Source organism: Providencia sp. PROV033, from assembly GCF_028484855.1.
Taxonomy (GTDB): Bacteria; Pseudomonadota; Gammaproteobacteria; order Enterobacterales; family Enterobacteriaceae; genus Providencia; species Providencia alcalifaciens.
The window spans coordinates 31,629-46,099 of sequence record NZ_JAMPSW010000003.1 but is presented as its reverse complement, the minus strand read 5'-3'; the positions used below and the strand labels follow the sequence as shown (position 1 = coordinate 46,099).

At 44.0% G+C, this 14,471-nt stretch carries 8 protein-coding genes; 7 read left to right on the top strand and 1 reads right to left on the bottom strand.

Annotated features, from left to right (window positions below; translation table 11 throughout):
* The first annotated feature begins 908 nt into the window (after positions 1-908).
* From PSF16_RS01375 to fbpC, 7 genes are all read left to right on the top strand, one after another.
* Entirely contained in the window at positions 909-1,934 is a 1,026-nt protein-coding gene (locus tag PSF16_RS01375; protein WP_036963920.1) for a methyltransferase, read from the top strand.
* A 248-nt stretch (positions 1,935-2,182) separates the two neighbouring features.
* The gene (locus tag PSF16_RS01370) at positions 2,183-2,809 is read left to right on the top strand and encodes a response regulator transcription factor (protein WP_006658657.1); all 627 of its coding nucleotides are present in this window, start codon (positions 2,183-2,185) and stop codon (positions 2,807-2,809) included.
* A 35-nt stretch (positions 2,810-2,844) separates the two neighbouring features.
* Entirely contained in the window at positions 2,845-4,371 is a 1,527-nt protein-coding gene (locus tag PSF16_RS01365; RefSeq protein WP_272688651.1) for an MASE1 domain-containing sensor histidine kinase, read from the top strand.
* A 106-nt stretch (positions 4,372-4,477) separates the two neighbouring features.
* A complete protein-coding gene (uhpC, locus tag PSF16_RS01360) occupies positions 4,478-5,803 on the top strand; it encodes an MFS transporter family glucose-6-phosphate receptor UhpC (RefSeq protein ID WP_006661294.1) in 1,326 nt (441 codons plus the stop codon).
* A gap of 27 nt (positions 5,804-5,830) precedes the next feature.
* Entirely contained in the window at positions 5,831-6,862 is a 1,032-nt protein-coding gene (locus PSF16_RS01355; protein ID WP_211886161.1) for an ABC transporter substrate-binding protein, read from the top strand.
* A gap of 256 nt (positions 6,863-7,118) precedes the next feature.
* The gene (locus tag PSF16_RS01350; protein ID WP_006658661.1) at positions 7,119-9,197 is read left to right on the top strand and encodes an ABC transporter permease; all 2,079 of its coding nucleotides are present in this window, start codon (positions 7,119-7,121) and stop codon (positions 9,195-9,197) included.
* 16 nt (positions 9,198-9,213) lie between these two features.
* Entirely contained in the window at positions 9,214-10,254 is a 1,041-nt protein-coding gene (gene fbpC / locus PSF16_RS01345; RefSeq protein ID WP_272688650.1) for a ferric ABC transporter ATP-binding protein, read from the top strand.
* Positions 10,255-10,409: 155 nt separating this feature from the next.
* Here fbpC and purL read toward each other — a convergent pair whose 3' ends face one another.
* Positions 10,410-14,297, bottom strand: coding sequence for a phosphoribosylformylglycinamidine synthase (gene purL, locus PSF16_RS01340; RefSeq protein WP_272688649.1), 3,888 nt, complete (start codon positions 14,295-14,297; stop codon positions 10,410-10,412).
* Positions 14,298-14,471: the final 174 nt, after the last annotated feature.

Sequence of the window (14,471 nt, the reverse complement as noted above, 5' to 3'; positions counted from 1 at the left end):
AATTCAATGTTAGCAGAACTCCGCTTAATGCGAAAAGCGCTGTTTGCATTGATGATTGCCAAACGAGTGTACAGATAGATAGCAATGAACATGCCAAGAAGTTGCATGAAATATGAATAATTTCAGATAAATAGATTAAATATATAAGGATTAAAACACGTCAATAGATAAACGTGAGTTTGAAGAGATCGAGGCGCTAGAAATGGGAAGGCGGAGGAAAGAATTGCGTCTTTCCTCCGCCAGCGATGTTCGACATTGACTATAAATGTCTGATTTTTTTTATATGATTATGTCTTTCATTAAAGATAATCATATAGGTGGTGCCTCACTCAACGTGTCGCCCTGTGTTTGATAAAGCTCGAAAGCGAATATCGATGATATTGGACGGTAGGCACCTTACTTTGGCGTCATTCGGGTTTTATGTGGTATGTTCCCAATTGCTTGAATCTCTACAAGCTTGGACCTACATAAGCAGTTGAATGAGCAACTGATTGATATTATGCACAACCCGTGCCAACTTTTCAAACCATTTTTTAATCTTCTGTTTTTATTGTGTTTTTATTTTTTTATCTATTCATACTTTCTCTGACTCACTGTGAAGGATGAAAATTTCTCGTTATCTCCTACCGATCTGTCTCCAATTCAAGACAGTGAATACCCTGATTTTTAAAATCATTATTTATCAATGGGATAAATGTCTCCTTTTGGCGACAGTGTCAATCGCTGTTTGTCGCTAATTTTAGACATCGTTATTTGATTTAACTGAGTGTTGGTTTGAAAGCCAGATGAGCAACAACGACATCATTTTTATACCAATCAAGTTAATTTATGATTTTGAAGGTTTTTCCTATTCCGACAATACTTCACATATCCACTCAACATTCTGCCCATCAACATCCGGAGATTATATGTCTTTACCCTCATCTCAACCTTTATCACATTTAGAACCCGGTATTCGCTTACTCCATAAGTCAGTCGGTTTTATCTTTCAAGCTGCGTTACGTGCAGCTATAAAACTCAAACTTGCTGAACACCTACAAGACGGACCCCAAACCGCTAAGCAAATTGCACAAAAAATAGAAGCTAATGCCACAATGATCCATAAAATATTACGGTTACTCGCGACACAAAACATTTTTACTGCTGTCGATAAACATCAATTTGCCATGACACCGGAGGCTGAGTTTCTCTTAGCCGATCACCCTCATTCTCTCCATAAGGCTGTGCTAATGTTAACCGACAAAACGCTTTGGGAGCCCTCTTTACACGTTGCCGAAATGGCGCTTGGAGAACCTATTTTTAAACGTATTTTTGGAGAGAGCTTTTTTGAGTATTGGGAAAGAAATGCCAACCTTCCCCATAATTTTCACGATGGGATGGCCTCATTTTCTACCCTAGAAAATCCATTTATCACCGCAAAATACCCTTTCCCAGAAAATAGTCTGATTGCCGATATTGGCGGGGGGACTGGCGGTTTACTTCTTGGAGTATTAGACGCTAATCCAAAAACCGAAGGCGTTCTCTTTGACATGAAAGCAGTAACTGATAAACATATCCTGCATAAGCTAAATGATGATAGCCGCTGGAAAATAGAGAATGGATCTTTCTTTGAAAAAGTCCCGAGTGCTGATTTTTATTTACTGAAATCTATTTGCCGAGACTGGGATGATGATCATCTAATTCAAATACTGACCACTATTCGCCAGTCGATGACCAAAACATCAAAAGTGTTGTTAATTGATATTCATCTTAGCCACGATAATCAGCCAAATTTTGGTAAAAATCTTGGTCTACTTTGTTCCCACTTGATCATTGGTGCCGATGAGCGTACCCAAGAAGAACTGGAGATACTATTGCAGCAGGCTGGCTTAAAAACCACGAATATCCTCAAAACTGACTGTGACTTATCCATTCTAGAAGCGCAAATTGGCTAATTGTATTCCCCACTCGCTTTTGCTGTATTTTAGTAGCGAGTGTATTGTCCTTAAGCAAATGCTGTTTTTTTCCGAGGGAAAACACCGTATTCGACCAAATAAAATATTGCCATCCCATTTGTTATCGCTATGATCCTGCGCGTTTCATTTCTGATGTACGTCAGAATTTTATGTTATTCCGCTAGCTTATCCATCCCTATATTGATATAAGACTGGCAAATGGTCTCCTACTTACTCTCGATATTACAATGATAAAAATAGCCCTTATTGATGACCATATTGTTGTTCGCTCCGGTTTTGCTCAATTACTAACGTTAGAACCTGACATTAGTATCGTGGGGCAATATGCGAGTGCACAAGAAGCATGGCCGCACCTAATTAGCCTCGATATTGACGTGGCAATTATGGATATTTCAATGCCCGATGAGAGCGGTTTACAACTGCTAACTCGCTTACGTAAAAAAAAGCCCGATTTTCGTACCATAATTTTAAGTATCTATGACACTCCTGCCTTTGTACAAAGTGCACTAGATGCAGGTGCCAGTGCCTATCTCACCAAATGCTGCGGACCCGAAGAGTTAGTGCAAGCGGTTCGCTCAGTATACCAAGGTGGATGCTACTTATGCGCCGATGCCATGCGCGCATTACGCCAAACACCCCAACAGAAACAAGGCATTCAAGAACTGACCAACCGTGAGCGCGAAGTTTTTAACTTGCTGGTCGCAGGGCTCAGCGTAAAAGTGATTGCAGAACAATTAAACCTGAGCCATAAAACAGTGCATGTACACCGAGCCAATGTTCTTGGCAAATTACAATGTGAGAGCACCATTGATTTAGTGCATTACGCGTTAGAACACAACATCATTTCTAGGTAGTCTGATTTCTGCGAATCCCATCAAGGTAAATAATCATGAACAAAGCGGCTCGTTTAGGATTACAGTCTCTATTCCTATTATTTACCTACTCGCTGATTTGGGTGGGATTATGGACTATTGGTTTTTATCTCAGCCAAAATAGCTTTCAAGCGACGTTATTTCTTCCCCAAGCCTTACGCTTAACCTTAATGATTCTATTATGGCGTCGCTACTGGCCAACTGTTTTACTTGCTGAAGGGCTACTCACTTACTGGCTCGCTGAAGAGCAATTAGTAACACAGCCTATTTTGTTATTATCGCCGCTATTAAGTTTGCTTGTTGCAATCGTTATCCAGAATATTTGGTGGCGATATACCCTTTACTGGCAACGACTTATTTTGCTACTAGCTGGTGTTGCCGCCAATAGTGTTCTGAGTGCCTTACTGTTCGGACTACTCTCCCAATACTCTATTAGCCAACTGTTTCTCACGACATTTACGGGTGGAATCTTGTTATCCCCCTTTGTATATCTGATTTATGAATATCTGCATGAACAGCATTACCATATGCTCCTCGACTACGGTACAACGGATAAACAATTACGTACTTCATTGATTATATGGTGTTTCCTTTTTTGTCTGGTCGGTTTAAGCGCCCAGATTTTCTTCGCCCCTGAAATTGAACAACTCATTGTTTTATTAGTTTTTATTCCCAATATCTTTATGGCTTATCGCTATGGCTGGCAAGGTGGTGTGCTGTCCGCACTGTTAGGCAGTTTAATCATCACGTTTGCCAGACAATTCCAAGGGGCGTTTGTTGATCTTCAAGAGCTCCAACTTTTTTTAAGCTCTCAAGCTTTAATTGGCATTGGGCTTGGAATTGCTATCAGCCGCCAAAAACAGCTCTCCAGCAACTTGCAACGTTATCGCCAGCGGTTAGAGCAAGAACTTCATGCACGTCGCGACCTGATGCGCCAACTGGTTCACACTGAAGAAGATGTGAAAAAAGATATCGCCCGTGAGCTCCATGATGAAATTGGGCAGAACATTACCGCCATTCAGATCCAATCAATGCTAGTGAAAAAAACAGCGACCAACGATCTGAGCTATAACGCGGCGAGTCAAATCAATGAGCTTGCACTACAAATTCACCAAGCTACCCGTCATCTATTACGTCAATTGCGCCCCCCAGTGCTAGATGAAATGTCCCTCGAAAATGCCCTCACTCATTTAATCGGTGAATTCGCGTTTGAAGAAAATAATATTCAATGTGACTTTCATTATGGACTAACCGAAACCCCAGCCAACGACACGGTACTGTTCACCCTTTATCGTCTGGTTCAGGAACTGCTGAATAACATTAGCAAACATGCGAAAGCCACAAAAATCCACATTACGCTCAATCAGCAAGGTGACTCGATACAGCTCATGGTGGATGATAACGGCGTAGGCATTCCTTTTAGCAAACGTACATCAGGCTTCGGTTTACGAGGAATTGAAGAGCGAGTTCGCGCCTTAGGTGGGGATTGGACACTGACAACCAAAAATGGCACCAAAATAATTGTTAACTTGCCCACATTTTGAAATGAAATAGTGAAAAACTAGGAATATTTCCTAGCCTCCTAATACCTTATCTCATCCTTTTATTTAAAAACTTCATTACATTCTGCCAAACGGGAGAAACTCTATCATGACAGGTAAAAGCAAACTGGGTTTAGACAGCAATTACCGTTTTTGGCGTCGCCGCTTGATGTTTTCCATGATCATCGGTTATGCCGCTTTTTACCTAACTCGTAAAAGCTTTAATTTTGTTATGCCGGTCATGCAAGTTGAGCTGTTTTTAGACAAAAGTGATATTGGTTGGATCGCCTCCGCATTTTACCTTGCTTATGGTTTATCCAAGTTTATATCTGGTATTTTCCACGACATTACAGGCTACCGTTGGTTTATGGGGGTAGGTTTAGTCATGACGGGGATCCTCAATATCATTTTTGCCTACTGTTTATCGTTTCCTGCATTGCTGGTTGTTTGGACACTAAACGGGTTTTTCCAAGGCTGGGGTTGGCCACCTTGTGCGCGCATTCTAACCCATTGGTATTCGCGCAACGAACGCGGTTTTTGGTGGGGACTGTGGAATATCTCTATCAACCTTGGTGGAATGGCACTGCCACTGTTAACCGCGTTACTCGCAACCCATTATAGCTGGCAAATGGCGTTAATCGTTCCGGGCATTATTGGTGTGATTTTAGGTTTATGGCTATGTCGCCAGCTTAGAGGAACGCCAAAAGAAGAACATTTACCCACAGTCGGGCAATGGCGACATGATGCATTAGAGTTACGCCAAGAGCAGCTTTCTCCACCCCAATCAATGTGGGTGATCTTAAAACAAACCATTGTGTTTAACCCGATGATTTGGCTGCTTGGTTTCACCTACATATTGGTTTATCTCATCCGTATTGGGATAAACGATTGGGGTAATTTATGGCTAACCGAAACACACGGAAGTAATTTATTAAGTGCCAATGCCACACTCGCCCTATTTGAATTGGGTGGCTTGCTGGGGGCACTTTGCGCAGGTTGGGGTTCTGACCTTCTCTTTAGAGGGCAACGTGCGCCGATGATTTTGTTATTTTCCTTAGGCTTATTCGTGTCGGTGAATGCCTTATGGTTAATACCCATTCATCACTACGGGCTATTGGCGGCATGCTTCTTAGCCAACGGTTTTTTTGTCTTTGGACCACAGATGTTAGTCGGTCTAGCTGCTACAGAATATTGTCATAAAAAGGCAGCTGGAACGGTAACGGGTTATCTTGGATTGTACGCTTATCTAGGGGCGGCAATCGCAGGATGGCCGCTCTCTCAAGTGATTGCCAATTATGGTTGGTCAGGGATGTTTACCTTACTCGCCAGTGCAGCCGCTTTGATGGGGCTACTACTGATGCCTCTTTTGATTGCCAATGTCAGCAAAAGAGAACATTTAGCCGGTGCAGTTTCACCAGCAAATAATAATAGTTAATCCGAAAACGTGAATAAAGGACTGACAATGAAACTTAAGACTCTCTCTACACTCGTTGCAGCAGGTTTATCCCTTGCCGCTATTACAACCACTGCAAACGCAGCGGGTCGTTTAGTGGTTTACTGTAGTGCGACCAACGCGATGTGCGAAGCGGAAACGCAAGCATTCGCTAAGAAATACGACGTTAAAACCACCTTCGTTCGTAATGGTTCGGGCAGTACTTTGGCAAAAATCGAAGCTGAAAAACGCAACCCACAAGCAGACGTTTGGTATGGTGGAACTCTCGACCCACATTCACAAGCGGGTGAAATGGATCTGTTAGAACCTTATAAATCCCCTAACCTGTCTCAAATCATGCCGCAATTCCAAGATCCAGCAAAACGCAAAGGCAACTACTCCTCTGCGGTTTATATCGGAATTTTAGGTTTTGGTGTGAATAAAGATCGTTTAAAAGAGAAAGGATTACCAATCCCAACTTGCTGGAAAGATCTGACTAAGCCTGAATATAAAGGTGAAATTCAAATCGCCGATCCACAAAGTTCAGGGACTGCCTACACCGCATTGGCAACCTTTGACCAACTGTGGGGCAACGAGCAAGCGTTCGATTACCTGAAAAAATTAAACGCTAACATCTCTCAATACACGAAATCAGGTATTGCCCCTGCGCGTAACGCAGCACGCGGCGAATCCGCAATTGGTATCGGCTTCCTTCATGACTATTCTTTAGAAGTGGAAAATGGCGCACCATTAGAACTAATCGCACCATGTGAAGGTACAGGTTACGAAATCGGCGGGATCAGTATTCTGAAAAACGCGCGTAACATGGACAATGCCAAACTGTTCGTGGATTTTGTTCTCTCCAAAGAAGCCCAAGAGCTGAGCTGGAAACAAGGTCAATCTTACCAAATCCTGACCAACACCACGGCAGAATCCTCACCTCTGTCTCTGAAACTTAAAGACTTAAACTTAATCAACTACGATATGGATAAATACGGCGATGCTGAAGTCCGTAAAAATCTGATCAACAAGTGGGTGACTGAAGTCAAAATGAGTAAGTAATACGCCCAGTGCGGCGCTTGTCGCCGCACTGAGTATTTCACTCAGCGTTATTCGCTTGCTTAACGATTTGATGTACTAGCTACTTACTATAAAAATGATGCCCAATAAGAGAGTGTCTGCTATCCGCAGACGGCTCAAGGCTGGCTCACTCATTAGAACGATAATATTAATTAAGCTCAAAATTATTTTCGTTATAAATCATGATATTAAATTAATGAATTATTAACTCAATAATAATGAACTTAGGGGAAAAACAATGCCTCAGACCTTAACCCTAACAGCCTCGAAGAAAAAGGACAGTATCTTCCTTTGGATTCTGATAGCTTGGCTGGGCTTCGCTCTGTTACCCTCATGGAGCCTCGACTACGGCTTATTCGACTCAACCCAAGAAGAGATTTTCGCTGCGTACGGCTGGAGCAGTGTCAATATCAGTTGGCTATGGTATCTATTGCCTTCTATTTTACTGTTAAGACCCATCACTGCCGCTGATCGCAACCAAAAAACGCGTCACTATATCGACATCGCCGTGGCTGCAATTACCGCCGTTGTCGTCATTATTAGTGCCTATTTGGTAGGCACCGGATTAGGCTACTCAGCCATTACGCTGTTTATTGCATTGGGTATGATAATGACCCATGCCCTCACTCGCTTAGAGTGGCTGGGTGGCGACCAATTTGTGATTGGCTCCCTGATCACCGTTGTCGCACTGATTGCGCTGTTTATCGTATTTCCCAGTGTGGCAATTTTTATTCCAATGTTTACTGATGGGAACGGAGATTTTGCACCATTTGCATTTGTGGCTATTTTAACGCAGTCACACATTGTTCAGGTCATTATTAACTCTATTTTCCTTTCATTAGCCGTCGGTGTTGGATGTACCTTCTTTGGCTTAATCCTGGCAATTTACACTACAAGAATTGCTAAGCGTTCCGCGATTATTGGTCGCGTATTCTCAATTCTACCGATTGTTACCCCGCCATTTGTGGTTGGTTTAGGGGTGACCTTGATGATGGGTCGTTCCGGTTATATCACCGAATTCTTAGCAACCTATATGGGGTTAGAAAATACCAACTGGTTGTATGGCTTTACGGGAATTTGGTTAGCGCAAGTTCTGGCATTTACGCCGATGTCATTTATGATCCTCGATGGTGCGATTAAAACTATTCACCCTTCACTGGAAGAAGCGTCATACACCTTAAGAGCTAACCGCTACCAAACATTTTTCAACGTGTTTATGCCGCTGTTGAAACCCGCGCTAGCTAACGCATTCTTAATTGTCATTGTGCAATCCCTTGCTGACTTCAGTAACCCATTAGTGTTAGGGGGTAACTTTGATGTTCTGGCGACGCAAATTTACTTCTATATCACCGGTTCTCAGCTCGATTACCAAGCCGCCAGTACCTTAGGCGCATCCTTATTAGTCTTCTCATTGCTGGTTTTTTGCGTGCAATACATGTGGATTGGTAAACGTTCTTACGTCACCGTTTCCGGTAAATCTTACCGTGGCGATGTGCAACCACTGCCAGTTTCTCTTGTCGCAACAGTGACAACAATTCTTGGTATTTGGGTCGCTTTTAACGTCTTATTATACGGTAGCATTTTCTACGGTAGTTTCACCGTAAACTGGGGCGTGGACTACACCTTAACACTCGATAACTTTATCAAGTTGTTTGGTCAAGGTTTTGATGATGGTGCATGGCCTTCATTGCTGGATACGTTGTTATATGCAGGTATCGCAGCCCCTATCACGGCAATCTTAGGATTACTCATTGCCTATATTGTGGTTCGCCAAGATTTCCGTGGTAAGAAAACCATCGAATTTACTACCATGCTGTGCTTTGCCGTTCCGGGGACTGTGGCTGGGGTGTCTTATATCCTCGCCTTTAACGATACACCGTTCTATTTAACGGGGACTGCGGCAATCGTGATTATCTCCATGACCATGCGTAACGTGCCTGTAGGAATCCGTGCAGGTATCGCAGGATTAGGGCAAATTGACAAGTCATTAGATGAAGCCTCCCTCAGCTTACGAGCAGGTTCAATGCGCACAATTTTCCACATTCTGTTGCCATTATTACGCCCTGCTATTTTATCTGCGTTGATCTACAGCTTCGTACGCGCCATCACCACCGTTAGCGCCATCGTATTCTTAGTGACGCCAGATACGCGTGTGGCAACCGCCTATATCTTGAACCGTGTTGAAGATGGTGAATATGGTGTCGCCATTGCCTATGGTTCTATTCTGATCGTGGTCATGCTCGCGATTATCTTCTTATTTGACTATTTAATTGGCGAAGCCCGTGTTTCACGTTCCAAAGCCAAAAATGCACAGTAATCATGGAGTCACTGACATGACACAGAAAAGTTTCGTTGAATTAAAAAATATAACTAAACGCTTTGGCGACAATACGGTCATCGACGATTTAAGCCTTTCCATTCCGCAAGGAAGCATGGTCACCCTATTAGGGCCGTCTGGCTGTGGTAAAACCACCGTGCTGCGCTTAGTGGCAGGATTAGAAAAACCCACTGAAGGGCGCATGTTTATCGATGGCGAAGATGTGACTGACCGTTCGATTCAACAACGTGATATTTGTATGGTTTTCCAATCCTATGCCCTATTCCCACACATGTCTTTAGGGGATAACGTCGGTTACGGATTGAAAATGCTCGGTTTACCAAAAGCCGAAATCAAACAACGCGTACAAGAAGCATTAGAATTAGTGGACTTAGCAGGCTTTGCAGACCGTTTCGTTGACCAAATTTCAGGTGGACAACAGCAACGTGTAGCACTGGCACGCGCCTTGATTTTGAAGCCTAAAGTACTGTTATTTGATGAACCACTCAGTAACTTAGATGCCAACTTACGTCGCAGCATGCGTGAAAAGATTCGTGAGCTACAACAACAGTTTAATATTACTTCTTTGTATGTTACTCACGACCAAAGTGAAGCCTTTGCCGTCTCGGATATGGTCTTGGTGATGAACAAAGGTAAAATTATGCAGTTAGGCTCTCCACAGGAGCTTTACCGCCAGCCAGCCTCTAAATTTATGGCGAGCTTTATGGGCGATGCAAACATTTTCCCTGCGACACTCAGCAATGATGCCGTGGATATTTTTGATTATCGTTTACCGCGCCCAGCGCAGTTCATGACAGATAAAACACAAGTGACCGTCGGCGTTCGTCCTGAAGCCATTACCTTAAGTAAACAAGGTGAAGATAGCCAACGTTGTACTATCACCCATGTTGCTTACATGGGACCTCAATACGAAGTGACGGTAGATTGGCATGGTCAATCGATGCTGTTACAGATTAACGCGACGCAATTGCAGCCGTCTGTTGGTGAAGAGCTGTATTTACAGATCCATCCATACGGGATATTTATCTTAGAATAAGTCATGCTTATTTGACATTTTCTTAGCTAAACCGCCTTTCGGGGCGGTTTTTTATTTTGCTACATGAATAAAAAAATCCCCCGATATATTAGGCGAATTCACCTGTTTATCGGGGGATTTATATTCAGCTCATTGTTCAAATAGCCGTTTTAATCTTACCCTAATTGTTTACGTGCATTACGGAAAATACGCATCCATGGGCTATCTTCTCCCCAGTTTTCTGGGTGCCAAGAGTTGCTGACCGTACGGAACACACGCTCTGGATGCGGCATCATGATAGTTGCGCGTCCATCCGTGGATGTTACCGCAGTAATCCCATTAACCGATCCATTCGGGTTAGCTGGATATTGCTCAGTCACTTGACCATAGTTGTTCACGAAGCGCATTGCCACCAGCGAGCTATTTTCTAACTGGGTTAAATGCGTCGCTGCACGGGCTTCTACCTGACCTTCACCGTGAGATACCGCAATCGGCATACGTGAGCCAGCCATATTTTGCAGTAACAATGATGGGCTATTCACAATTTCCACTAAGCTAAAGCGGGCTTCAAAACGTTCTGAACGGTTACGGACAAAACGCGGCCAATAGTCAGCCCCTGGGATCAGCTCATGCAAGTTAGACATCATCTGGCAACCATTACAAACCCCTAAAGATAAAGTATCTGGGCGATTGAAGAAGGCTGCAAATTCATCACGAACGCGGTTGTTAAACAGAATGGACTTCGCCCATCCCTCACCAGCACCGAGCACGTCACCGTAAGAGAAGCCACCGCACGCAACTAACGCTTGGAATTGTTCAAGGGATAAGTTGCCCGATAATAAATCACTCATGTGCACATCGATAGCATCAAAACCAGCGCGATCCCATGCAGCTGCCATCTCTACATGTGAATTAACCCCTTGCTCACGTAGAACGGCCACTTTTGGACGAATACCGGAAGCGATAAACGGCGCAGCAATATCCTCTGCGATATCGTAAGTCAGCTTCACATTCAGACCTGGGTCTTGATTGTCTTTCTTCGCTTCGTGCTCTTGGTCTGCGCACTCTTCGTTATCACGCAGGCGCTGCATTTGCCATGTAGTTTCAGCCCAGCACTCACGCAAAGCACTACGGGAACCATTATAAACGACCGTATCACGGCTATTGATAATCACCGCATCATCTTGGGTTGCAGAACCTAAGTAGTGAACACAGCTCGCTAAGCCTGCATCTGCAAAACACTGCTCTACATAATGGCGGTCGGTACCTTGAATTTGAATCACCGCGCCCAACTCTTCATTGAATAACGCGGCTAGTGTATCTTCATCAAACGAACTGATATCAACATTAATTCCGCAGTGACCTGCAAATGCCATTTCAACTAACGTGACAAACAGCCCGCCATCTGAACGGTCATGGTATGCCAGTAATTTTTGCTCGGATAACAATGTTTGGATTGTATTAAAGAAGCCTAATAACAGCGCTGGGTCGCGAACATCTGGCGCTTTATTGCCTAGTTGACGATAAACTTGTGCGAGCGCAGAACCACCAAGCGCATTGTGACCTTGACCAAGATCGATCAATAGCAAGCCGTTATCCGCTGTCGTTTTCAGCTCAGGAGTGACGGTCAAACGCACGTCTTCAACACGACCAAAGGCACTGATAATCAACGATAATGGTGACGTCATTTCTCGCTCTTCACCATTTTGCTGCCAGCGCGTCTTCATCGACATTGAGTCTTTACCTACTGGGATAGTCAAACCTAACGCTGGGCATAATTCTTCACCGACCGCTTTAACAGCGTCATACAGTCCCGCATCTTCACCAGGATGTCCCGCAGCAGACATCCAGTTAGCAGACAACTTCACGCGTTTGAGATCCTGTACATAAGAACAGGCTAAGTTGGTCAACGCTTCCCCCACCGCCATGCGTGCGGAAGCGGCAAAATCTAACAATGCCACAGGTGTTCTTTCACCAATGGACATGGATTCACCATAGTAGCTATCTAAGCTTGCTGTTGTCACCGCGCAATCAGCTACTGGAATCTGCCATGGACCGACCATTTGATCACGAGCAACCATACCTGTTACCGTGCGGTCACCGATCGTAATTAAGAAGGTTTTCTCTGCAACAGCAGGTAAATGCAGAACACGTTTTACCGCTTCAGTTAAGTCGATTGACGTTCTATCTAATGACTCAGGCTCAGCTTTCTGTGATTTAACATCACGCAGCATTTTCGGTGTTTTACCCAATAACACATCAAGCGGCATATCAATAGGTTGATTATCGAAATGCGCATCGTTTAGGGTTAAATGGCGCTCTTCAGTGGCTTCACCAATCACAGCAAACGGCGCACGTTCGCGCTCACAAATCTCAGTGAATAAGGCGAGTTGCTCTGGCGCAACAGCCATCACATAACGCTCTTGAGATTCATTACACCATACTTCTAGTGGGCTCATACCCGGCTCATCATTCAGAATTTTGCGCAGTTCAAAGCGACCACCACGGCCACCATCGCTCACCAACTCGGGCATTGCGTTCGATAAACCGCCCGCGCCGACGTCATGGATAAACAGAATTGGATTTTTATCGCCTAACTGCCAGCATTTATCGATAACTTCTTGGCAGCGACGCTCCATTTCTGCGTTATCACGTTGGACGGAAGCAAAATCAAGATCCGCGGCAGATTGACCCGAGGTCATGGATGACGCAGCTCCCCCACCTAAGCCGATATTCATGGATGGACCACCCAGAACAATCAGTTTAGCGCCAACGGTAATTTCACCTTTTTGGACGTGATCTGCACGAATATTCCCGATACCACCCGCCAACATAATCGGCTTATGATAGCCACGCAACTCTTCGCCATTGTGACTGTTGACCTTTTCTTCATAAGTACGGAAGTAACCTAATAAAGCAGGACGACCAAACTCATTGTTAAATGCCGCACCACCTAAAGGGCCTTCAGTCATAATATCTAGCGCTGTAACGATACGCTCTGGCTTACCAAAATCTTCTTCCCACGGTTGTTCAAAGCCAGGAATACGTAAATTTGAAACTGAGAAGCCGACTAAGCCTGCTTTAGGTTTTGCACCGCGCCCTGTTGCACCTTCATCACGAATTTCACCCCCCGAGCCTGTTGCCGCACCGGGCCAAGGAGAAATGGCTGTTGGGTGGTTATGGGTTTCGACTTTCATCAGAATGTGTGCATCTTCCTGATGGTAGCGATAAGTGCGCCCATCAGGCTCTGGGAAGAAGCGTCCTACTGAAGAACCTTCCATCACCGCCGCATTATCTTTATATGCGGATAAGACATGGTCAGGGGTTTTTTCGAAGGTATTTTTAATCATTTTAAACAGGGATTTCGGTTGTGTTTCCCCATCAATGATCCAATCTGCGTTGAAAATTTTATGGCGGCAGTGTTCGGAATTTGCTTGCGCAAACATATACAACTCAACATCCGTAGGATTGCGTTTTAATCCTGTGAATGCCTCTAATAAATAATCGATTTCATCGTCAGCTAATGCTAAGCCCATTTCTTTGTTTGCGGTGTCTAACGCTAAACGGCCGCCTTCGATGATATCAATCACTTTCATCGGTGCAGGCTGATGTTGCACAAATAACGCTTCAGCCTGTTCAAAGGAGGCAAAAACCGTTTCCATCATGCGGTCATGCAATAGGCTGATGACGAGATCCCACTGCTCATGAGTCAGTGAATCGGCTTGAATATAGTAAGCAACGCCGCGTTCAATACGTTTAACTTGTGTTAAACCGCAGTTATGGGCAATGTCTGTGGCTTTAGAAGACCAAGGAGAGATAGTTCCTGGGCGTGGAGTGACTAAAATTAATTTTCCAAATGGCTCATGCTCAGCTAGAGAAGGACCATATTTTAATAAACTACTCAGCTTACCTTGCTCACTGCCACTTAATGGGGCTGATAGCTCAGCAAAATGCATATATTCAGCATAGATATCCGTTACTGGGAGCTGTTTTTCAGCAAACAGCGCCAAAAGGCGGGTAATACGAAATGCTGATAGTGCCGGTGAGCCACGCAAAATTTCCATAGTCTTCAATTCTCTCTTTTAAACGCCAGCCCTGATCACGAAAGCAGGGAAACCGGCGCCCATTATAGAGCAATGTTCATCAATACGAAACCGTTTGCGTGATTAAAAATAGAGCGATTAGTTAAATATTAATATGTGCTAAATACGATAATATTAGTTGCACCGATCGTCATA